This is a genomic window from Sulfitobacter faviae (assembly GCF_029870955.1).
Lineage (GTDB): Bacteria > Pseudomonadota > Alphaproteobacteria > Rhodobacterales > Rhodobacteraceae > Sulfitobacter > Sulfitobacter faviae.
In genome coordinates, this window is sequence record NZ_PGFQ01000001.1 from 2902926 (window position 1) to 2924804 (window position 21879).

The following is a 21879-nucleotide window of genomic DNA, read 5'->3' on the forward strand; positions in this document are numbered from 1 at the left end:
AAGGCTTAGGGTGTAGCTCTCCCGCGGTATTGTGCCGCCTACCTCATGAGGGCTCCCCGATGCTACGACACCTGCCACTTGTATCGCTCATCTTCATCCTCTGTTCCGGGCTCAAGGTTTCCGCCTCCGAAGTGCCTTGGGCCGTGAACGATTACATCGACCGTGACTTGCTGTCTTGGGTCAATGACGCCCGTATCGTCGATGCGATCGCACAGCAGAACGCGCGGCACCGCGAATTGAAGGCGCTGGCGGTCACGCCGGCGGCAGTTACAGGGCCGGGCGCCGAGGTGCCCCAGTCGAAAGCGCCGATTGCCGCAGCGTTTCTCCAATCGCAGATCGCCCGCGCCGAGGGTCAGATCGCCGAGGTGACTTTGCTGGATGCCTATGGGCTGACCGTGGTCTCCAGCGGCAGCGCCTCGGTCTATTTCAAAGGCGGCAAGCCCAAGAACAGCAACCGTTTTTCGCCGCCGTCGGGGATTTTCGTGATTGATCAGGTGGCCGTTGACGAAAGGTCGAAGGCCCATCAAAGCCGCGTCTCGATGCCGATCACGGAGCCGTCGAACGGCGCAATCATCGGGGTGATTACAGTTGAGTTGGAAGCGGCGGCTTTCTTCTGAGGCTGCCCGCGCAGACCGGTCCCGGCAGGCGGGGCCGGTCTGTTGCTCACCCCTAAGCGGGGTCGGGACTATCAAATATCCCCGAACAATCCTTCAGCGATAAACCCCTTGGCTTCGGCGTTGTCGTGCGGTTGAGCGCCGGGGGTATTTACCGGCAATACCCCACTGGCCATGGCGTGCGAGTCGAACAGGGAGCGGTAGCGCAAATCAAGTGTTTCATTGCGCGCCCCCCAGAAAGCGATAGCTCTCGCCATTGCGCTCGACACGGCCCAATCCGCCCTGCGGCAGGTGGAACCCCATCAGCCAGATCCGCTCCTGCGCCAGCCGATCCAGCAAGCGCTGCCGGGTCTTCGCGCCTAACTCGGGGTCTTGGTCCGATCCGCTGGCCCAGCCCGGGCGCGCAAAGGCAAGATGGTGGTTGCCAATGGCGTCGCCGCCGATCAACAGCGCATCACCGCCCGTGCCCAGAAGGAAAGACATATGCCCGGGCGTATGGCCGAAACTGTCCTGCGCCGTGATGCCGGGCAGCACTTCGTCCCCGTCGGCAAAATGGCTCACCCGATCCTCAATCGCTTCCAGCCGCCGCGCGGCCCCCACGGCAAAGGCGGCACGGGCCGGGCCAATCCGGTCCACCGTCGCCGGATCGCGCCAATAGTCCCATTCGACCTGGCCCATATGGTAGCGCGCATTGGGAAAGACCAGATCGTCGAAATCGTCCAGCACGCCCCACAGGTGGTCGGGATGGCCATGGGTAAAGACCACATCGGTCACCGCCTCCGGCGCGACGCCTGCGGCATCAAGGCTGTCGAGCAGCGCCCCGGCGGAGGGCATGAAGGCAGGGCCCGCGCCCGCGTCAAAGAGGATCACACGCTCGGCATTGCGCAAAAGCGTCAGGTTGCAGGGCGGCTCCAACTGGTCTTGGGGCAGGTCGAAGGGCGCCAAAGCCTCCGCCAGTGCGTCTTGCGGCAAACCTTCGAAGAAAAAGCTGCGCGGCAGTACCAGATTGCCGTCGCTTATGCTGATGAATTCATAGCCGCCGATCTGGGCCGAGGTCATCGCGAAGACGCGCAGCGGCGTTTGGGCGAGCGCGGCCGCCCCCATTCCGGCCAGCACCATCCGTCTGTTAATCTTCATCTGATCCCCTCCCATCATTCATTCCGATTCGTGAATATAATCATCCCCATCGGTGTGCGGCACAAGGGGCGAATGCGGGGGCGAGAGATAGGCCCGAGAAACAAGGCAGCTATGCATGATCATGCCTTGCATCGCCCGCAGGGGTTCTATCTACGGGGGCACCACTCGAAACCCACCCCGATCCGGACGGAAAATGACTGATATCACTACAGAAGGCGCCTCGATCGCCTTTGACAAGGTCGGCAAGGCCTTTACCAAAGCGGGCGGTGCGACCGTGAACGCGCTCGAAGGGATTTCCCTCGACGTGGCGCCCGGCTCCATCACCGGGATCATCGGGCGTTCGGGGGCGGGCAAGTCGACCCTGCTGCGGATGGTCAACGGGTTGGAGCGTCCGACGACCGGCAAAGTGCTGGTCGGGGGTGAGGATGTTGGCAGCGCCAAGGGCGGCAAGCTGCGCGCGATACGCCGTGACGTTGGCATGATTTTTCAACACTTTAACCTGCTGTCTTCACGCACTGTGGCGGGCAATATCGCGCTGCCGCTCGAAGTGGCGGGAATGCCGAGCGCGCAGATCAAGCCGCGCGTGGCGGACCTGATCGACCGTGTCGGTCTGAGCGCGCAGGCCGGGCGCTATCCGGCGGAGCTTTCGGGCGGGCAGAAACAGCGCATCGGCATCGCGCGGGCCTTGGCCACCGGGCCGAAGGTGCTGCTTTCGGATGAGGCGACATCGGCGCTCGACCCCGAAACCACCCAAACGGTTCTGGCGCTTTTGAAGGACATCAACCGCGATCTGGGGCTGACGATCCTGCTGATCACCCATGAGATGGCCGTGGTGCGCGACATCGCGAGCCATGTGGCAGTGATCGACGCGGGCCGCATCGTGGAGCATGGGGAGACCTATGACATCTTCACCGCGCCGCAACATGCGACGACGCGGTCCTTCCTGTCGGGCGTGACGGGCGTCACCCTGCCTGCCTTCGTCAAAGACCGCCTGACCCGAACCCCGCCCGCGGCAGGGGGCGAGGAGGTCATCCGCGTCACCTTTGCGGGCACCCATGCCACCGATCCGATGCTGGCGCGATTGACGCAAGAGATGGGCATTCCGGTCAATATCCTTGCCGGCGCGGTGGAAGAGATCGGCACGCGGCCCTTCGGCAACCTGCTGGTGTCGATGCCCGTGGCGCAGGCCGCCCAAGCGCGGGCCTTTTTGGAACAACACGGGCTTCTGACGGAGGTGCTGGGCTATGTCGGCTAATCTGATTAACCTATTGATCGAAGCCACCGGTCAAACCCTTTACATGGTGGCGATTTCGGCCATCCTCGGCACGCTCTTCGGCCTGCCGCTGGGGCTGTTTCTGGCCACATCGCAACGCGGGGAACTGCTGTCGTCGCCATGGGTGAACAAGGTGTTGGGGCTGGTGGTGAACGCCACGCGCTCCGTGCCGTTCATCATTCTGGTCGTGGCCATCATTCCCTTCACCCGCATGATCGCTGGCACCTCGATCGGCACCACGGCGGCGATCGTGCCGCTGACCATCGCCACGGTGCCTTTCATCGCCCGGCTGGTGGAAAACGCCATCCGCGAGGTCGATTCCGGCCTGATCGAAGCCGCCCGCGCCATGGGTGCGACGCCGCTGCAAATCATCCGCAAGGTGCTGCTGCCCGAGGCGCTGCCCGGCATCACACTGGGCCTGACCCTCGCCATCGTGAGCCTCATCGGTTACTCCGCCATGGTCGGCGCCGTGGGCGGCGAAGGTCTCGGCGATCTGGGTATCCGCTATGGATATCAGAGGTTTATGCCCGATGTCATGGCGATTGTCGTGATCATCCTCATCGTTCTGGTGCAGCTTGTGCAGTCCATTGGCGAGCGTATCGCCAGCGCCGTGGATAAACGGGCCACCAAAAGTGGCGGTCAATAGGCCGCGCCTTACATCCGTTCTCTCAATCTAAGGAGACTACTATGCTTCGTCTTACAACACTCACCTCCGTTCTGGCGCTGATGGCCACCGGCCTTGCCGCCGAGGAAATCAAAGTCGGCGTTTCGCCCGGCGAACATGCCGAAATCATGGAAGAAGTCGCCCGCATCGCGGAGCCTATGGGCCTTGAAATCGATGTGGTCGAATTCTCTGACTATGTGGTGCCGAACCAAGCGCTGGCCGATGGCGACATTCAGGCGAACTCTTTCCAGCACGTGCCCTATCTCGAAGCGCAGATGAAAGACCGCGGCTTTGAACTGAGCGTGGTCGGCAACACGATCACCACCCCGATGGGCGTCTATTCCGACAAGATCACCGATCTTGCCGATCTCGAAGAAGGCGCGACATTCGGCATTCCGAACGATCCCACGAACGGTGGCCGCGCGCTGTTGGTTCTGCAAGAACTCGGGTTGATCAAAGTCGATGAGGCCGCAGGTCTGGTGCCGACCGTCCTCGACATCACCGAGAACCCCAAGGACCTGTCTTTCAAGGAGCTCGACGCCGCGCAACTGCCGCGTTCGCTGGCCGATCTGGACGCGGCTTTGATCAACACCAACTACGCGATTGCCTCGGGCCTCAGCCCCAAGGAAGATTCCATCGCGATGGAAAGCGCCGAGAACCCATATGTGAACGTCATCGCCGTCCGCAAGGGCGACGAGGACGCGGCATGGGTTGAGACATTGCTCAAGGCCTATCACTCCGATGAGATCAAAACCTTCATCGATGAAAGCTATCAGGGCACGGTCATCACCTCCTGGTAAGCGCTTATTCTAGAATCGTATTGATAGACTTGACCCGGGCCTCCGCGGGTCAAGAGCGCCCCGGCCAGGGCCGGGGCATGTTGACTGGTTAAAACTCCCCTAATCATTGGGTTGAGGCTGACGGTCAGCTAAAACCATTAAATTTCTGTTTAGAAATTCCGCGTAGTTCTTGCAGGTAACGCGCGTTCTGGCACATTTCTACGCATACTTCTTAACATTGAAATTATGTTGCGCTGCGGCGTGAGAAAATTGTTGAAAAGTTCAGTTCCGCCCGTATCGTGAAATCGTGAGGGATTTTTTCACATGACCCGGGGCTTGCCCTTCCTGATGTCTGACAGGGCCGATGGTGGCGATCCATGTGAACGGGAGTTCGACTGCAAGACGCGACCATAACAAACCAAGGGAGACTATCATGAAGACCGTGAAACTGATGGGCACCGCCGCCAGCCTGCTTGTGCTGGGGGTCAGCCAATCCGCCGCGCAGGATCTGACCGTTGGGTATTTCCTCGAATGGCCGATGCCGTTCCAATACGCCAAGGCGGAGGGGATGTATGACGAAGCGCTCGGCACGACGGTAAATTGGGTGAGCTTCGATTCCGGCACCGCCATGTCGGCGGCGATGGCCTCGGGGGATGTGCAGTTGTCGCTGAGCCAAGGCGTGCCGCCCTTCGTGGTCGCCACGTCGGCGGGGCAAGACCTGCAAATTCTCGATGTCGCGGTCAGCTACTCCGAGAATGATAACTGCGTCGTGCGCGAGGCGCTGGAGATCGACAAATCCTCTACCGAGGAACTGGCGGGCAAGAAGGTCGCGGTGCCGCTTGGCACGGCTGCGCATTACGGTTTCCTTAAACAAATGAACCACTTCGGCGTCGATGTTGGGTCGCTCGACGTGGTGGATATGGCGCCGCCAGATGGGGCCGCGGCCATCGCACAGGGATCGGTCGATATGGCCTGCGGCTGGGGTGGGTCGCTGCGCCGGATGATGGAACATGGCAATATCCTTCTGACCGGCGCGGAGAAGGAAGATCTGGGCATCCTCGTTTTCGACGTGACCTCCGGCCCGGCCTCTTGGGTGGCCGAGAACTCTGACACGGTTGCCGCCTTCCTGAGCGTGACGGCCGAGGCAAACGCGATGTGGGCGGATGAGGCCAACCGCGACAAGATGCTGCCTGTCATCGCCAAGGACGCAGGTATGGACGAGGACGCCACGATGGAAACCATCGCGACATTCTCTTTCCCGTCGGTTGATGAGCAGATGGGTGAGAAATGGCTCGGCGGGGGCGCGCAGGAGTTTATGAAAGGCGTGGCCGATGTCTTTGTCGAAGCAGGCGCGATCGACGGTGCGCTCGACAGCTATGAAGACGCGGTGAACACCGGCCCGCTGCAAGCGGCGAGCGAAATGTAGGCCAAGCGGCGCAAAATAAGGCCGCCCCGTTGCAGCCCGGTGCCTGATTGCGAGGCACCGGCAGATGGGGCGCGCCGATAAACCAATAAGCAGCGGGGCAGCATGTCGGGATTGAAAATCGAAAACCTGTCGATGCGGTTTGATCTGCCCAATGGCAGTCATGTGCAGGCGCTTGAGGACGTATCGCTTGACCTTGCGGAGGGGGAGTTGATGTCGGTCCTTGGCCCCTCGGGCTGTGGCAAGACGACGCTGCTCAATATCGTGGCGGGTTTCCTTGCCCCGAGTTCGGGCGAGATCGTGATGAACGGCCATAGTGTCACGGGGCCGGATGCCGAGCGTGGCATGGTCTTTCAACAGGGCGCGCTTTTCGAGTGGATGTCGGTGCGCGAAAACGTGAGCTTTGGTCCGCGCATGAAGGGGCAGGGCGAAAAGCAGTACGGGGCCGAGGTTGACCATCTGCTCGATATCGTCGGGCTGGGCGATTTCAAGGAAAAGGCGATCTATGAGCTCTCAGGCGGGATGCAGCAGCGGGTGGCGCTGGCGCGCTGTCTGGCGAATGACCCCGATGTGATCTTGATGGACGAACCCTTGGGCGCGCTGGACGCGCTGACCCGCGAAAAGATGCAAAGCCTCGTCCTGAAACTGTGGAAAGAGACCGGCAAGACCATCATCCTGATCACCCATTCGGTCGAAGAGGCGCTGCTGCTCGGCGAGCGGCTTCTGGTCATGGCGCCGCGCCCGGGGCGCATTCACCGCGAATACCGTCTGCCCTTTGCCGATCTGGGCGTGGGGCAAGACCTGCGTGAGGTCAAGAAACACCCGGAATTCGCCGAAAGGCGCGAGGAAATCCTCGGTATGATCTGGGACATGGAGGAAGAGATCATGGGCCGGACGGAGGAGGCATGATGTTGATCCTGCTTATTTATATCGTTATCTTCGCGCTTTCCTTTTTCCTTGTCCGCTTGGTCGTCGATCAGACAGCCAGCGGCTTTGCGGCGCGTAAAACGGTAACCTTTGGCGACGAAAGCGCGGTGACGTCGAACCGCACCGCCAGCGTGATCTCGATCTTGACGATCTTCTTGCTGTGGGGCGCGTTCACCGGCTCATCCCTGCTGCCCCGATTTTTGCATGCGCCCGGCCCGTTTGAGGGGCTTGCCGAGCTGACCTATACTGCCGAGGCCGATGACGGCTCCCGCGATGACGGCACGATCACGGTGCTGGTGCATCCGGTGGGCGAAGACGCCGAGACGCCGCAGGTCGATCCCGGCGAAGGCTGGGCCAAGAATGACGCTTTCACCATCGGCGCTTGGCGCTCAGGGCTATTGCGTGTTGATAAGAATGACGAGAAGGGCCGCGATCTCGGGCACCGGGTCGTCGCCGTGAATGGGCAGGAGATCGCGCCCGGTGGCGAGGTGCAGACCGAGTTTGGCCGCGTGGGCATGTCACCCAAAGGCACGCTGAACTTCGAGCCCGCCAAGGGCTGGCAGATGGAGCCGATCTGGCTGCCGCCCCCGAAGCCGTGGTCTCCCGCCTTGCTGAAATCTCAAGCCAAGGCTACCGCGACAGCACCCTGTGGGAGCATCTGGGCTATTCGCTGTTCCGCGTGGTCGTGGGGTTCGCCCTTGGAGCGCTGGTGGGCATTCCGCTGGGCTATGCCATGGGGCTGTCGGGCTGGTTTCGGGGCTGGTTCGATCCGATTGTCGAATTCATGCGCCCGGTGCCGCCGCTTGCCTTGATCCCGCTGGTGATCATCTGGGCGGGGATCGGTGAGGTGGGCAAGATCATCCTGCTGTTCCTCGCGGCGCTGTGGATCATGGCCATTGCTGCGCGCTCGGGCGTGTCGGGGGTGAATATCACCAAGGTCCATGCGGCTTATTCGCTGGGCGCGTCCAAGGCGCAGATCATGCGCCATGTCATCGTGCCAAACTCGCTGCCCGAGATTTTTACCGGTGCGCGGGTGGCGATGGGGGTCTGCTGGGGCACGGTGGTCGCCGCCGAACTGGTCGCGGCAGAGAAGGGGGCGGGGATGATGATCATGGTCGCCTCCAAATTCCAGCTGACCGACATCGTGCTTATGGGGATCATCCTGATCGGCATCATCGGGTTCGGCATCGACATGCTGATGCGCAAGGCTGAGCGGTTGCTGGTCCCTTGGAAAGGGCGGTCTTAACCCCGCCTGCAATCCCCTTCTGTATGAAAGGAGCCCCCTTGCCAGACGCCGAATTCCGCGCCAGAGTGAAAAAATGGAGGAAAATTTCACATGACCGGAGCGAAAAGACCCGGGGCGGAGGCCGTGGGGCCGCGCTCTCTGGGGGCCGACCTACGGGCGATCCGCAAGGGGCGCAAACTGACCCTCACGGATCTGGCCGAGGCTTTGGGCCGGTCGGTCGGCTGGGTCAGTCAGATCGAACGCGACATCTCGACCCCCTCCATCGCCGACCTGCGCCGCATCGCCGAGATCTTGGATGTGCCGATCTCGCTACTTTTTGGCGAAGCGACGGTAAGCCCCGAAGAACGTGGCTATGTCGTACGGGCCGGGGCGCGGCGCGCCATGGGAAGTGCGGCCAATGGGTTGACGGAAGAACTGCTTTCGCCCGATCTCACCGACAGTTTCGAGGTGATCCACTCGACCTTTGCCGCCTATTCAGGGCTGGAAGCGCCCGTCAGGCGCGAAACGCAGGAGGTCGGTTTCGTCATCTCGGGCCGGTTGAACCTCACGATCGCGGAACGCCGCTTTACCGTCGGCCCCGGCGACAGCTTTCGCATTCGGGGCGAATATTACACTTGGGACAACCCCTACGACACGCCCGCCGTGGTGGTCTGGGTGATCTCTCCCCCGGTTTACTGAACCGGATTTTCATCAATTCGAACAATTACAAACTGTCCGGGGGCGCCTCTGGCCAGCCCTTTGGCGGTGCATGGCGATAGGAGGTGCATGTGGCTGATTTTCCGACAACGGCACGGGTGGTGATCATCGGCGGCGGCGTGGTTGGGGTCTCGGCCCTCTATCACCTCGCCCGCGCGGGGTGGACCGATTGCGTCCTGCTGGAAAAGAATGAACTCACCGCAGGCTCTACCTGGCATGCGGCGGGCAACTGTCCGAATTTCTCGAACTCTTGGGCGGTGATGAACATGCAGCGCTACGGGCTTGAGATGTACCGCGGTTTGGGGGAGGCGGTCGGCTATCCGATCAATTATCATGTCACCGGGGCGCTGCGGCTCGCGCATAGTCGCGAGCGGATGCAGGAGTTCGAACATGTCGCCTCCATGGCCCGCGCGCAGGGGCTGGGGATGGAGATGTGCACCCCCGCCGAATTGAAGGAACACAACCCTTTCATAGAGTTGCACGATTTGGCAGGCGGGCTGTGGGATCCCTTGGATGGGGACATCGACCCGGCGCAGCTGACCCAAGCCCTTGCCAAAGGGGCGCGCGAGGCGGGCGCGGCGATCCATCGTTTCACCTCCGCGACCGGGATAGACCGCGAAAGGGATGAATGGATCGTCCATACCGATAAGGGCGCGATCCGCTGCGAGAAGGTGGTCAACGCTGCTGGCTACTACGCGCAACGGGTGGGCGAATGGTTCCGCCCCCATGGGGGCCGCCGGGTGCCCGCGGTGGTGATGAGCCATCAGTATTTCCTGACCGAGGAAAACCCCGAGCTTGCCGCTTGGACCGCCGAGAAGGGCCATAAGATGCCAATGGTCCGCGATGTGGACAGTTCCTACTACCTGCGGCAGGACAAGAACGGCCTGAACCTCGGCCCCTATGAGCGCAACTGCAAGGCGCATTGGATCACCCCGAGGATCCGATGCCCGAGGATTTCAGCTTTCAGCTTTATCCCGACGATCTGGATCGGCTGGAATGGTATATCGAAGACGCCATGGCGCGGATGCCGCTGTTGGGCCAGAGCGGTGTGGGGCGGATGATCAACGGGCCGATCCCCTATGCGCCCGATGGGCTGCCGATGCTGGGCCCGATGCCCGGCGTGCCGAACGCTTTCGAGGCGCATAGCTTTACCTTTGGCATCGCGCAAGGCGGCGGCGCGGGCAAGGTCATGGCCGAATGGATCACGCAAGGTGAAACGGAGTGGGACATGTGGGATGTCGACCCGCGCCGCTACACCGCCCATGCCGATCACGACTACACTCTCGCCAAGGCGCTTGAGACCTATGGCCATGAATATGCGATGCATTTCCCGCATCACGCATGGCCCGCCGGGCGCGACAAGAAGCTGTCGCCGCTGCACGACCGTTTGCGCGACGCGGGCGGTCAGATGGGGGCCTACAACGGGTGGGAGCGGGCGAATTGGTTCGCCAAACCCGGTGATGACACCGCCGAGGCCGCGACCCAGACATGGGACCGGGACGGCCCGTGGGCGGCGCGGGTCCGTGAGGAGGTCGCGGCGGTGCGCGACCATGCGGGCGTGCTCGATCTACCGGGGTTCTCGCGTTTTGCGCTTGCGGGGCCGGGGGCGGCGGAATGGCTGCGGGGCCGGATTGCGGGGGCGCTTCCCAAGGTCGGGCGGATGACGCTGGGCTATTTCCCCGACAGCCGGGGCCGGGTGCTGACCGAGATGTCGATCCTGCGCCATGCTGAGGATGACTTCACCCTGATCACCGCCGCTCCCGCGCAATGGCATGACTATGAATTGCTGCGCGATGCGTTGCCCCAAGAAGGCGAGATCAGCCTGACGGATCGAACCGATGCGGTCTCGACCCTGATCCTATGCGGCCCGAAATCCCGCGCCCTGCTGGCGCCGCTGGCCCCGGAGGCCGATCTGGCGCTGCCGTGGCTCAGCCATCAAGAGGCGTCGGTAAAGGGCAAGCCTGCGCTGCTCGCCCGGGTCTGTTTCGCGGGCGAGTTGGGCTGGGAAATCCACGCGGCCCCGAAGACATGCCCGCGATCTATGACGCGGTCATCGCGGGCGGGGCCACGCGCTTTGGGATGTTCGCGCTCAATTCCATGCGCCTGGAAAAGGGGTATCGAACGTGGAAGGGAGATCTCTCGCAGGAGTATACGTTGTTAGAGGCCGGATTGGACCGTTTCCTGCGTCTTGATAAGCTGGAGGCATTTCCGGGGAAGGAGGCGCTGATCGCCGAACGGGACGCAGGGCCGCGGCGCCGCTTCGTGACGCTGGTGGTCGAAGGCAACCCGCAAGATGCGCCGCCGATGGCCACGCTGCGCCTGAATGGAGGTGCCGTGGGCGAGGTGACCAGTGGCGGCTATGGTTACCGGGTCGATGCCTCTATCGCCCTCGGCGTCGTGCGGGCCGAGGCTGCCGTGCCGGGCACTGAACTTACCGTCGAAATCTATGGCCAAAGCTACCGCGCCACGGTGCAGCCCGACACCCCGCTTTGGGACCGCGAAAACACGCGCATCCGCGCGCAGGAGGTCTGAGATGGGACAGCTGCCTTCCAAGGCCCGCGCGGTGATCATTGGCGGTGGCGTGATCGGCTGTTCGGTCGCCTATCATCTAACAAAGCTCGGCTGGACCGATGTGGTACTGCTGGAGCGCAAACAACTGACCTCCGGCACTACATGGCACGCGGCGGGGCTGATCGCGCAGCTGCGCGCGACGCAGAACATGACGCGGCTGGCGAAATACTCCCAAGAACTCTACAGCGCGTTGGAGGGGGAAACCGGGGTCGCCACCGGCTTCAAACGCGTGGGCTCGATCACCGCCGCCCTGACGCCCGCGCGGCGCGAGGAGATCTTGCGTCAAGCCGCCATGGCCCGCGCCTTTGGCGTCGAGGTCGAAGAGATCACCCCGAAGAGGTCTGCGCGAGATACCCCCATGTGAAGACCGAGGGCATGACCGGCGCGGTCTATTTGCCGAAAGACGGGCAGGGCGATCCGGCCAATATTGCGCTGGCCTTGGCCAAGGGCGCCCGGGCGCGTGGCGCGGTGGTGGCCGAGCGGGTCAGGGCGACGGGGGTCGCCCGCGCGGGGCGTCGGATCACGGCGGTGGACTGGGCCGGGGAGGATGGCAGCAGGGGCCGGATCGAGGCCGAACATGTCATCAACTGCGCGGGCATGTGGGGCGCGAGCTGGGCCGGATGCTGGGCAGCAACGTGCCGCTGCAAGCCTGTGAGCATTTCTATATCGTCACCGAGGCTGTGCCGGGCTTGCACGAGTTGCCGGTGCTGCGCATCCCCGATGAATACGCCTATTACAAAGAGGATGCGGGGAAGATCCTGCTCGGCGCTTTCGAACCCGTGGCCAAACCTTGGGCGCTGGACGGCATCCCCGAAAATTTCGAGTTCGATCAATTGCCCGAGGATTTCGACCATTTCGAGCCGATCCTCGAGATGGCGGTCAAACGGCTGCCGCTGCTCGCGGAGGCGGGAATTCATACCTTTTTCAACGGCCCCGAAAGTTTCACCCCCGACGATGCCTATCACCTCGGTCAAGCGCCCGAGATGGACAATGTCTGGGTCGCCGCCGGGTTCAATTCCATCGGCATCCAATCGGCAGGTGGGGCGGGCATGGCGCTGGCGCAGTGGATGGAGGACGGGCAGAAACCCTTCGATCTGGGCGATGTGGACATCGCGCGGATGCAGCCGTTTCAGGGCAACAAGACCTATCTGGCGGAACGGTCGACCGAAACGCTGGGGCTGCTCTATGCCGATCACTTCCCCTACCGCCAGAAGGCTACTGCGCGGGGCATTAGGCGCAGCCCGCTCCATGCGCATCTGCTGGAGCATGGCGCGGTCATGGGCGAATTCGCAGGCTGGGAGCGGGCCAATTGGTTCGCCGATCCCGGGCAGCCGCGCGAATATCGCTATGGCTGGGGCCGGCAGAATTGGTTCGACAATCAAGCCGCCGAACATGCCGCCATCCGCGCGGGCGTGGGGCTTTACGATATGTCGTCTTTCGGCAAAATCCGCGTCGAGGGGCCAGAGGCCGAGGCTTTCATAAACCACGTCTGCGGCGCGCAGATGGCGGTGCCGGTGGGCAAGATCGTCTATACCCAGTTCCTCAACCCTCGCGGCGGGATCGAGGCGGATGTCACCGTGACCCGGCTGAGCGAGACCGCCTATCTCGTCGTCACCCCGGCGGCGACGCGGCTGGCGGATGAGACATGGCTGCGCCGCCATGCTGGCGACCGGATGGTGGTGATCACCGATGTTACGGCGGGTGAGGCGGTGCTCGCGATTATGGGGCCGAAGGCGCGAGAGGTCTTGCAGGCGGTCTCTCCCAATGACTTCTCGAATGACACCCATCCCTTTGGCATGGCGCGCGAGATCGAGATCGGCATGGGCCTCGCCCGGGCGCATCGGGTGTCCTATGTGGGCGAACTGGGCTGGGAGCTTTACGTCAGCGCCGAGATGGCAGGCCATGTCTTTGAGGCGCTGATGGAAGCGGGCGCGGCTTTCGGCGTGAAACTTTGCGGTCTGCATGCGATGGACAGTTGCCGGATCGAAAAGGGCTTTCGCCACTTCGGCCATGACATCACCTGCGAGGACCATGTGCTGGAGGCGGGCTTGGGCTTTGCGGTGAAGACCGACAAGCCGGATTTCATTGGCCGCGACGCGGTGCTGCGCAAAAAGGAAGAGGGGCTGAAGCTGCGGATGCTGCAATTCCGCCTGACGGACCCCGCGCCACTGCTCTACCACGCTGAACCGATCCTGCGGGAGGGGGCGATCGTGGGCTATCTCACCTCGGGCAACTATGGCCATCACTTAGGGGGTGCGATCGGGCTGGGCTATGTGCCCTGCGCGGGCGAAAGCCCCGCCGATCTGCTGGCCTCAACCTATGAGATCGACGTGGCGGGCCGCCGGATCAGGGCCGAGGCCAGTCTGAAACCGATGTATGACCCCAGCGGGGCGCGGACCAAAAGCTAGGCCGTCGCCTTACGAAAACGCGCCCTTCGCAGGCTTATCCGCCGAGTTTTGACATAGATCAAAGCGGCGGCTTGGGGCCCATGCGATCCGTCTCCCAAAGATGAAGGGATTCGGAATATGTTCGATACGCTCAAGTTGATCGTGCTTGCGCTTATAGTGTTCTTTGCAGCACTCGGGGCGGATTGGGCGCGCGATCCGGCTTATATGGTTCACGCCCTGCTGGTCATGTTGGTGGCCGCAGGGTTGTTTTTTTGGCAGTTGCGCCGGATGCCTGTCGAGGACGCGGCGCCCGTCGCGCCTGCAGCGCCGCAGGGCTATATGGATGGCCCCATTCGCTATGGCGTCATCGCCACCGCCTTTTGGGGCGTGGTGGGGTTTTTGGTCGGCACCTTCATCGCCTTCCAACTGGCCTTTCCCGCGCTGAACATCGACTGGGCGCAGCCCTATGCCAACTTTGGCCGCCTGCGTCCGCTGCACACCAGCGCGGTGATCTTCGCCTTTGGCGGCAATGCCCTGATCGCTACGTCTTTCTACATCGTGCAGCGCACCTCTTCGGCACGGCTCTGGGGTGGGAACGCGGCTTGGTTCGTCTTTTGGGGCTATCAGCTTTTCATCGTTCTGGCGGCCACGGGCTATCTGCTGGGGGCGACCCAATCCAAGGAATATGCCGAGCCGGAATGGTACGTCGACATCTGGCTCACCATCGTCTGGCTGGTCTACCTCGCCGTATTCTTTGGCACGATCCTGAAGCGGCGTGAGCGGCATATCTATGTCGCCAACTGGTTCTTTCTGGCCTTCATCATCACCGTGGCCATGCTGCATGTGGTCAATAACCTCGCCATCCCGGTGTCGATCTGGGGCTCCAAATCGGTGCAGGTCTTTGCGGGCGTGCAGGATGCGATGACGCAATGGTGGTACGGCCACAACGCGGTGGGTTTCTTCCTGACGGCGGGTTTCCTTGGCATGATGTATTACTTCGTGCCGAAACAGGCGGGCCGTCCGGTTTATAGCTACAAACTGTCGATCATCCACTTCTGGGCGCTGATCTTTCTCTATATCTGGGCGGGGCCGCACCACTTGCATTACACCGCTTTGCCCGATTGGGCGGCGACGCTGGGGATGGTGTTCTCGATCATCCTGTGGATGCCAAGCTGGGGCGGCATGATCAACGGGCTGATGACGCTCGAAGGCGCGTGGGACAAGATCCGCACCGATCCGATCATCCGCATGTTCGTGGCCTCGCTCGCCTTCTACGGCATGTCCACCTTCGAAGGGCCGATGATGTCGATCCGCGCGGTGAACAGCCTCAGCCACTACACCGACTGGACCATCGGCCATGTGCATTCCGGCGCGCTTGGTTGGAACGGGCTCATCACCTTTGGTGCGCTCTACTTCCTCACCCCGCGGCTCTGGGGCCGGGCGCAGATGCACTCCATGGCGGCGATCAACCTGCACTTCTGGCTCGCGACCCTTGGGATCGTGCTCTACGCCGCGTCGATGTGGGTCTCGGGCATCATGGAGGGGCTGATGTGGCGTGAGGTCGATGCCAATGGCTTCCTCGTCAACAGCTTTGCCGACACCGTCGAAGCGAAATTCCTAATGTATGTGGTCCGTGGTCTGGGCGGGGTTCTCTACCTCGCGGGCGGTGCGGTGATGGTCTGGAACATGTGGATGACCATCCGCGCCCCGCAAGCCCGCCCCGTCACCGTCGCCCTGCCAGCGGAGTAAGATCAATGGCCAAGAACCCCCACAGCCCCAATTATGACCCCGCTGACGACCCGAAAGTCGTGACCGCTAGCGAAGGCCTGAAGAAGGGCAAAATTCCTAACGAACTGCCGCCCGAGACGGAGGCCATCACCTTTCACCAGCGGTTCGAGCGCAACGCGACACTGCTGCTGATCGCCTCGCTCGGGGTGGTGAGCATCGGCGGGATCGTCGAAATCGCGCCGCTCTTTTGGCTGGAGAATACTATCGAAGAGGTCGAGGGCATGCGCCCCTATTCGCCGCTGGAACTGGCGGGGCGCGAGATCTATGTGCGCGAGGGCTGCTACGTCTGCCACAGCCAGATGATCCGCCCGATGCGCGATGAGACGGAGCGTTACGGCCACTACAGTCTCGCCGCCGAGTCGATGTATGACCACCCGTTTCAATGGGGCTCCAAACGCACCGGGCCGGATCTGGCGCGCGTCGGCGGGCGCTATTCGGATGAGTGGCATGTCGATCACCTGATGGACCCGCAATCGGTGGTGCCGGAAAGCGTCATGCCGAAATACGCCTTTCTGATGGACGCCAAACTTGAGCCTGAGGATGTGACCGATCTGGTCGCCACCCACCGCACGGTCGGCGTGCCCTATAATGATGAAATGATCGCAAATGTCCGTGGCGATTTCCGGGTGCAGGTCGACCCTTTCGGCGATTACGACGGGCTGTTGGAACGCTACCCCGGCGCGCAGGTGCGCAACTTCGACGGCCAGCCGGGGGTGAGCGAGATGGATGCCCTGATCGCCTATCTGCAAATGCTCGGAACGCTGGTCGATTTCTCGACCTTCGTGCCTGACGCCAGCCGCTGAGGAGACCGCAATGGACACCTATTCTTTCCTGCGTGAACTGGCTGATAGCTGGGCGCTGTTGATCCTGACGCTGATCTTTCTGGGCGTCATTGCTTGGGCCTTTCGCCCCGGCTCGCGCGCCCTGCACGACGATGCCGCCGCCGTCCCGTTTCGCAACGACGACCCCGATCAAGCCCGCAATGACGGAGCCCGCACATGACCGATAAACGCAAGATCGACCCCGCCACCGGGACCGAGACCACAGGCCACAGTTGGGACGGGATCGAAGAGCTGAACACGCCGCTGCCGCGCTGGTGGCTCTGGACCTTCTATGCCACCGTCGTCTGGGGCGTGATCTATACCATCCTTTATCCCGCCTGGCCGATGGTCTCAGGCGCGACGGCGGGGCTGCTCGGCTATTCCACCCGTGGCGAAGTCGCTGCCGAGATTGCGCGGGTGGACCTGTCGAATGCCGACTTGACCGAAAGCCTCGTCAACGTCGATCTGGCGGTGCTGAAGGACAACGAAGAGCTGCACCGTTTCGCGACACAGGCCGGGCGCTCGGTCTTTGCGGCCAATTGCTCGCAATGCCACGGCGCGGGGCAGGGGGGTGGTGGCCTCGGGCTATCCCAACCTTCTGGACGATGACTGGCTTTGGGGCGGCACGATGGAGGATATCGCCTATACCGTGCGCCATGGCATCCGCAACGAGGATGACCCGACGCGCGTTTCTCGGAGATGCCGCCGTTTGATTGGATGGAGGAGGCCGAGCTCGACGCCACCGTGCATTTCGTGCGCAGCCTTTCGGGGCTTGAGCATGACGCAGGCGCAGCGCTGGCGGGGGCAGAGGTCTATGCCGACAACTGTAGCGCCTGCCATGGGGAGCGTGGCCTCGGCGACCGTGAGATGGGCGCGCCCAACCTTGCCGATGCGATCTGGCTGCGCGGCGGCAGCCATGAGGCGATCCTGCGGCAACTCAAAGCGCCGCGCATGGGGGTGATGCCGCCGTGGCAGGCCCGTCTGGGCGAGGCCGAGGTCCGCGCCGTGACCGCCTATGTCCACGGTCTGGGCGGCGGCGAGGCTGCGGTCGATGCCGAGGGTGCCGCTGCCGACTAAACCGGTACGACAAATAATCTGCGGATTGATGCAGATCAAAGCGGCCTGCGCCCCACGGGTGTAGGCCGCAAGACGTAAACTCGGAGCCTACTGCCCATGTCCAACGCCGCCCCCCCGCTTTTCGCCGCCCGCGAGCCGATCTTTCCCCGCCGGGTCAGCGGGTTCTTTCGTTGGTTGAAATGGGTGATCCTGATCCTCACGCTGGGGGTCTATTACATCACCCCGTGGATCCGCTGGGACCGGGGGCCGAACCTGCCGGACCAAGCGGTTCTGGTCGATCTTGCGAACCGGCGCTTTCATTTCTTCTGGATCGAGATTTGGCCGCATGAATTCTACTTCGTGGCGGGGCTACTGATCATGGCGGGGCTGGGGCTGTTCCTCTTCACCTCCGCTCTGGGGCGGGTTTGGTGTGGCTATGCCTGCCCGCAGACCGTCTGGTCCGATCTCTTCATGACCGTGGAGCGTTGGATCGAAGGCGACCGCAACGCGCGTATCCGTCTGCACAACGCCCCCTGGAGCCTGCGCAAGGCGCGGCTGCGGGGGGCGAAATGGGTGGTCTGGCTGTTGATCGCGGTGGCGACAGGCGGGGCTTGGGTCTTTTACTTTGCCGATGCGCCAAGTCTGGCGCGTGACCTCGTGACCCTGCAAGCCGCCCCCGTGGCCTATGCCACCATCGCCGTGCTGACGGCCACGACCTTCATCTTTGGCGGTTTCATGCGCGAACAGGTCTGCATCTACATGTGCCCTTGGCCCCGTATCCAAGGCGCGATGATGGACCCCGGCACACTGACCGTCGGCTACCGCAAATGGCGGGGCGAGCCGCGGGGCAAGGGCGGGGTGAAGCGCCAGAAAGCGGCGGCAGAGGCGATCGGCAGCGGCGATGCGGTGGCCCGCTATGGTGCGGCGCTCGACAAAAACACCGCGGGCGACCGCCAATCGCGGGACGGCGAGGTTTTGGGCGATTGCATTGATTGCAACGCCTGTGTCGCGGTCTGCCCGATGGGGATCGACATCCGCGAAGGCCAGCAGATGGAATGTATTACCTGCGCGCTCTGCATCGACGCCTGCGACGATGTGATGGCCAAGATTGGCCGACCGCGCGGGCTGATCGACTATCTCGCGCTGGATGATGAGCCGCCCACCGCGCCCAAGGAAAGCGCCGCCGTGGCGGGCTTTGCGGAAGCGCCTGCCGGTGACGTCGCCGGGGCCACTGCGCCGCCCTGGCAGCCCAAGCCGCTTTGGCAGCATGTCTTCCGCCCGCGTACCTTAATCTATACCGCCGCTTGGGCCGCCATTGGTGTGGCGCTTGTCGTGGCGCTCTTCATCCGGCCCGAGATCGACATGACCGTGGCGCCGGTGCGCAATCCGACCTTCGTCACCCTCTCGGACGGGTCGATCCGCAACGCCTATGACATCCGCCTGCGCAACAAACATGGGGAGGCACGGGATTTCCGGCTGTCTCTCGCCGGAGACCGCGGTTTGGACCTCAGCGTCGAGGGGGCGGCGGGCTCGGTGGTTTCCGTGCCCGCAGACACCACCCGCCTGCAACGGGTCTATGTCATCGCCCTGCCGCAGAGTGACGCCGCCACCGCGCCGCGCAGCGATCTGCGGTTCTGGGTCGAAGACGTCCGCTCGGGCGAGCGGGCCTTTGGTGACACGATTTTCAACGGAAAGGACAGCCAATGACCGCAGCGCAATTGCAACGGGGGCGCCCCCTGACAGGCTGGCATGTGCTGGCGATCTTCGTGGGCGGGTTTTCCATCATCATCGCGGTGAACCTCGCGCTCGCTTTCAACGCGGTGCGCACCTTCCCGGGCAAGGAAACCGAATCGAGCTACGTCGCCTCGCAAAATTTTGACAGCGACCGCGCGGCGCAAGAAGCGCTCGGCTGGGCGGTGCAGACCGAGTTGACGGGGGATGCGCTCCGCTTGGCGGTGCAGGATGCCAATGGCGTGGTGCAGCCCGAGATCATCGCGGCGACATTGGGCCGGGCGACCACCGTGGCGGATGACATGACACCCGACTTCGCCTGGGATGGCCATGCGTGGACCGCGCCCGTTACCGCAGGCCCCGGCAACTGGAACCTGCGGATCGAGATGCGCGCCGCCGATGGCACGCTCTTTCGCCGCCGCATTCCTTTGCAGGTGAGACGATGACCGTCGCCGCCTGTCCCGGCTGTATCGCAGGCACCCCTCGGCCGAGGCCGCGGCGCAGCACATTGCGGAGAACGACAAGGCCATCCATCTCGCCCTGCCGCAGATCCGTTGCGCGGCCTGTATTGCGGGGGTCGAGGGGGTCTTGGCCCGCTTGCCCTCGGTCAAAGCCGCGCGGGTGAACCTTGGGGCCAAACGGGTGCGGATCGTGCTGAGCCCCGGGTATGACGCCAGCGCCGCGCTTCAGGCGTTGAACGACGCGGGCTTTGAGGCACATGAGCTGGACGCGACCGCCCTGCGGCCTGCGGGGGATGACACGGGCCGCCGTCTGTTGGCCCGCGCCGCCGTGGCGGGCTTTGCCATGATGAATGTGATGGCGGTCTCCGTCGCGGTCTGGTCCGGAGCGGGCGATATCACGCGCGAAATGTTTCACTGGGTCTCTGCCGCCATCGCGTTGCCCGCCTTGGCCTTTTCGGCGGTGCCCTTCTTCGCCTCGGCATCGATCGCCCTGCGGGCGGGCCGAATGAATATGGATGTGCCGATTGCGCTGGCGATCCTGCTGGCGGCGGCAACCTCGCTTTATGAGACTTTCGCCGCCACCGGGGCGCATACTTGGTTCGATGCGGCGCTCTCGCTGACCTTTTTCCTGCTGGTGGGCCGCTATCTAGAGCATCGCGCGCGGGCCACAGCACGTTCCGCCGCGGCGGAGTTAACGGCGCTGGAACTGCCCCGCGCGACCCGTCTGACCGCGACGGGGCGTGAGACGGTGGACGTCAGCGCCCTGATGCCCGATGACCGCATCGCCCTCGCTGCCGGGGCGCGCGCGCCGGTGGATGGCATCGCCTTGGGCGCGGTGATGGTGGACCGCTCCGCCCTGACCGGAGAGGCCGACCCCGTCGCGGTGGCGACGGGCGGGCCGATCTGCGCGGGCGAGGTAATCCTTGGCACGCCGCTGACCTTAAGGGTCGCCCGCCGGGCCGAGGACAGCACCCTGCGCCGCCTTGCGGCTTTGGTCGAGGTCGCTGAGACCGGCAAACACCGCTACAGCGGGATCGCCGACCGCGCCGCGCGGCTTTACGCGCCGGTGGTGCATGGGCTGGCGGCGCTGGCTTTCGTGGTCTGGTGGGCGCTGACGGGGGACCTTTATCACGCGATTGCGGTGGCCACGGCGACGCTGATTATCACATGCCCTTGCGCGCTGGCGCTGGCCATTCCGGCGGTGACGGCGGCGATGACCGGGCGTTTGTTCCGCGCGGGCGTGTTGCTGAAATCCCCCACGGCGTTGGAGCGTTTGGCCGAGATCGACACGGTTCTCTTCGACAAGACCGGCACGTTGACCGAAGGCGTCGCGCGGCTGCCCGCGCTTGATGCAGAGGCGGCATCGGTCGCGCTTGCCCTCGCGCAGGCGTCTGACCACCCCGCCTCGCGCTCCTTGGCGGCGGCGTTGCAGGGGCAGATGCCCGCCGATCTGCGCGACCTGCAAGAGGTGCCGGGCGAGGGCGTCTGCGGCCTTTGGCACGGGGCGCTGGTCTCTCTGCGTCGCGGGCAGGAAGGGCCGGAACTGTATCTGCCGGACCGCTCTATTCCCTTGCCCCTGTCCGAGACGCCCCGCGTCGGGGCGGCGGAAGTCGTCAGCGCCCTGCGCGGGCGTGGGATGGAGGTGGCGATGGTCACCGGCGATACCGCGCAGCGTGCAGAAGTATTGGCCGAAACCCTCGGGATCGCCACGGTTCATGCCGCCGTTCGGCCTGAGGATAAGGCCGGTCTGGTTCGCGACATGGCTGCGCGGGGCAAGCGGGTGCTCATGGTGGGCGACGGGCTGAATGACACGGCGGCGCTTGCGGGGGCGCATGCCTCTCTCGCGCCTGCTACGGCGCTGGATGCCGCGCGGGTCGCCTCAGACGGGGTGATGCTGGGCGGTGATCTTTCGGCGGTCGCCGATACCCTGCGGCTGGCCCGCCGGGCGCGCAGCCGTATTCGCCAGAACCTCGGGCTGGCTGCCGCCTATAACGCGGTCGCCATCCCGGTGGCGGTCATGGGCTTCGCCACCCCGCTGATGGCGGCGGCGGTGATGTCTTCCTCGTCTATCCTCGTGGTTTTGAATGCGGTGCGCCGATGAATATCCTGATCGTTCTCATCCCCGTCTCCGTCTGTCTTGGCGCGGCGGGGCTTGCGGCCTGTCTCTGGACGCTGCGCAATGGGCAGTACGATGACCTCGAAGGAGACGCGGCGCGGATTTTGCTGGAGAATGGCGCGCCTAATGGGGACACCCAACAGCGCGATTCCGAAAAGGCGACCTAGAAACGCAAAACGCGGGCCGAGA

The 21879-nt window shown here is 63.6% G+C and carries 15 protein-coding genes and 5 pseudogenes; 18 read left to right on the forward strand and 2 right to left on the reverse strand.

All coding sequences use genetic code 11. The annotated features are described in order from the left end of the window. The first annotated feature begins 59 nt into the window (after positions 1-59). Entirely contained in the window at positions 60-617 is a 558-nt protein-coding gene (locus tag CUR85_RS14980) for a hypothetical protein (RefSeq protein ID WP_067266262.1), read from the forward strand. A 71-nt stretch (positions 618-688) separates the two neighbouring features. Here CUR85_RS14980 and CUR85_RS14985 read toward each other — a convergent pair whose 3' ends face one another. Next, the gene (locus tag CUR85_RS14985; protein ID WP_280322801.1) at positions 689-823 is read right to left on the reverse strand and encodes a hypothetical protein; all 135 of its coding nucleotides are present in this window, start codon (positions 821-823) and stop codon (positions 689-691) included. A 10-nt stretch (positions 824-833) separates the two neighbouring features. Further along, positions 834-1751: an MBL fold metallo-hydrolase gene (locus CUR85_RS14990; protein WP_067266259.1), complete on the reverse strand. Its 918-nt coding sequence runs from the start codon at positions 1749-1751 to the stop codon at positions 834-836. Between the two features lie 193 nt (positions 1752-1944). Between CUR85_RS14990 and CUR85_RS14995 the strand changes: the two genes are divergently transcribed. The 17 genes and pseudogenes from CUR85_RS14995 (at position 1945) to ccoS (ending at position 21857) form a co-directional block, all read left to right on the forward strand. Next, positions 1945-3006: a methionine ABC transporter ATP-binding protein gene (locus CUR85_RS14995; protein ID WP_067266257.1), complete on the forward strand. Its 1062-nt coding sequence runs from the start codon at positions 1945-1947 to the stop codon at positions 3004-3006. Beyond that, a complete protein-coding gene (locus CUR85_RS15000; RefSeq protein WP_067266255.1) occupies positions 2996-3670 on the forward strand; it encodes a methionine ABC transporter permease in 675 nt (224 codons plus the stop codon). The genes CUR85_RS14995 and CUR85_RS15000 overlap by 11 nt, the downstream gene beginning before the upstream one ends. Before the next feature lie 41 nt (positions 3671-3711). Further along, entirely contained in the window at positions 3712-4488 is a 777-nt protein-coding gene (locus CUR85_RS15005) for a MetQ/NlpA family ABC transporter substrate-binding protein (RefSeq protein WP_067266253.1), read from the forward strand. A 412-nt stretch (positions 4489-4900) separates the two neighbouring features. Further along, complete coding sequence (locus tag CUR85_RS15010) at positions 4901-5893, forward strand: taurine ABC transporter substrate-binding protein (RefSeq protein ID WP_067266251.1); 993 nt, start codon at positions 4901-4903, stop codon at positions 5891-5893. 102 nt (positions 5894-5995) lie between these two features. Further along, a complete protein-coding gene (locus tag CUR85_RS15015) occupies positions 5996-6799 on the forward strand; it encodes a taurine ABC transporter ATP-binding protein (RefSeq protein WP_067266249.1) in 804 nt (267 codons plus the stop codon). Next, a pseudogene (locus tag CUR85_RS15020) lies at positions 6799-8063 on the forward strand (ABC transporter permease). Before CUR85_RS15015 ends, CUR85_RS15020 begins: the two are co-directional and overlap by 1 nt. Before the next feature lie 90 nt (positions 8064-8153). Beyond that, positions 8154-8741, forward strand: a complete 588-nt coding sequence (locus CUR85_RS15025) for a helix-turn-helix domain-containing protein (RefSeq protein WP_067266236.1) — start codon at positions 8154-8156, stop codon at positions 8739-8741. 89 nt (positions 8742-8830) lie between these two features. After that, positions 8831-11291, forward strand: a pseudogene (locus CUR85_RS15030) (GcvT family protein). A 67-nt stretch (positions 11292-11358) separates the two neighbouring features. After that, a pseudogene (locus tag CUR85_RS15035) lies at positions 11359-13735 on the forward strand (FAD-dependent oxidoreductase); the annotation flags it as partial. A 120-nt stretch (positions 13736-13855) separates the two neighbouring features. Then, positions 13856-15466, forward strand: a complete 1611-nt coding sequence (gene ccoN, locus CUR85_RS15040) for a cytochrome-c oxidase, cbb3-type subunit I (RefSeq protein WP_067262871.1) — start codon at positions 13856-13858, stop codon at positions 15464-15466. Positions 15467-15471: 5 nt separating this feature from the next. Beyond that, the gene (gene ccoO, locus CUR85_RS15045) at positions 15472-16308 is read left to right on the forward strand and encodes a cytochrome-c oxidase, cbb3-type subunit II (RefSeq protein WP_209273759.1); all 837 of its coding nucleotides are present in this window, start codon (positions 15472-15474) and stop codon (positions 16306-16308) included. 10 nt (positions 16309-16318) lie between these two features. Next, positions 16319-16507: a cbb3-type cytochrome c oxidase subunit 3 gene (locus tag CUR85_RS15050; RefSeq protein WP_136720504.1), complete on the forward strand. Its 189-nt coding sequence runs from the start codon at positions 16319-16321 to the stop codon at positions 16505-16507. Next, a pseudogene (ccoP, locus tag CUR85_RS15055) lies at positions 16504-17403 on the forward strand (cytochrome-c oxidase, cbb3-type subunit III). The gene CUR85_RS15050 and the pseudogene ccoP overlap by 4 nt, the downstream one beginning before the upstream one ends. 96 nt (positions 17404-17499) lie before the next feature. Beyond that, entirely contained in the window at positions 17500-19089 is a 1590-nt protein-coding gene (gene ccoG / locus CUR85_RS15060) for a cytochrome c oxidase accessory protein CcoG (RefSeq protein ID WP_067267918.1), read from the forward strand. Beyond that, positions 19086-19559: a FixH family protein gene (locus CUR85_RS15065; protein ID WP_067267908.1), complete on the forward strand. Its 474-nt coding sequence runs from the start codon at positions 19086-19088 to the stop codon at positions 19557-19559. The genes ccoG and CUR85_RS15065 overlap by 4 nt, the downstream gene beginning before the upstream one ends. Continuing rightward, positions 19556-21675 (forward strand): annotated as a pseudogene (locus CUR85_RS15070) (heavy metal translocating P-type ATPase). Before CUR85_RS15065 ends, CUR85_RS15070 begins: the two are co-directional and overlap by 4 nt. Next, positions 21672-21857: a cbb3-type cytochrome oxidase assembly protein CcoS gene (gene ccoS, locus CUR85_RS15075; RefSeq protein WP_067267906.1), complete on the forward strand. Its 186-nt coding sequence runs from the start codon at positions 21672-21674 to the stop codon at positions 21855-21857. Before CUR85_RS15070 ends, ccoS begins: the two are co-directional and overlap by 4 nt. The last annotated feature ends 22 nt before the right edge of the window (positions 21858-21879 follow it).

Excerpts from the sequence above, each read along its gene's own strand:
- CUR85_RS14980 (WP_067266262.1), top strand. The coding sequence starts at position 60 with ATGCTACGACACCTGCCACTTGTATCGCTCATCTTCATCCTCTGTTCC.
- CUR85_RS14990 (WP_067266259.1), bottom strand. The coding sequence starts at position 1,751 with ATGAAGATTAACAGACGGATGGTGCTGGCCGGAATGGGGGCGGCCGCG.
- CUR85_RS14995 (WP_067266257.1), top strand. The coding sequence starts at position 1,945 with ATGACTGATATCACTACAGAAGGCGCCTCGATCGCCTTTGACAAGGTC.
- CUR85_RS15000 (WP_067266255.1), top strand. The coding sequence starts at position 2,996 with ATGTCGGCTAATCTGATTAACCTATTGATCGAAGCCACCGGTCAAACC.
- CUR85_RS15005 (WP_067266253.1), top strand. The coding sequence starts at position 3,712 with ATGCTTCGTCTTACAACACTCACCTCCGTTCTGGCGCTGATGGCCACC.
- CUR85_RS15010 (WP_067266251.1), top strand. The coding sequence starts at position 4,901 with ATGAAGACCGTGAAACTGATGGGCACCGCCGCCAGCCTGCTTGTGCTG.
- CUR85_RS15015 (WP_067266249.1), top strand. The coding sequence starts at position 5,996 with ATGTCGGGATTGAAAATCGAAAACCTGTCGATGCGGTTTGATCTGCCC.
- CUR85_RS15025 (WP_067266236.1), top strand. The coding sequence starts at position 8,154 with ATGACCGGAGCGAAAAGACCCGGGGCGGAGGCCGTGGGGCCGCGCTCT.
- ccoN (WP_067262871.1), top strand. The coding sequence starts at position 13,856 with ATGTTCGATACGCTCAAGTTGATCGTGCTTGCGCTTATAGTGTTCTTT.
- ccoO (WP_209273759.1), top strand. The coding sequence starts at position 15,472 with ATGGCCAAGAACCCCCACAGCCCCAATTATGACCCCGCTGACGACCCG.
- CUR85_RS15050 (WP_136720504.1), top strand. The coding sequence starts at position 16,319 with ATGGACACCTATTCTTTCCTGCGTGAACTGGCTGATAGCTGGGCGCTG.
- ccoG (WP_067267918.1), top strand. The coding sequence starts at position 17,500 with ATGTCCAACGCCGCCCCCCCGCTTTTCGCCGCCCGCGAGCCGATCTTT.
- CUR85_RS15065 (WP_067267908.1), top strand. The coding sequence starts at position 19,086 with ATGACCGCAGCGCAATTGCAACGGGGGCGCCCCCTGACAGGCTGGCAT.
- ccoS (WP_067267906.1), top strand. The coding sequence starts at position 21,672 with ATGAATATCCTGATCGTTCTCATCCCCGTCTCCGTCTGTCTTGGCGCG.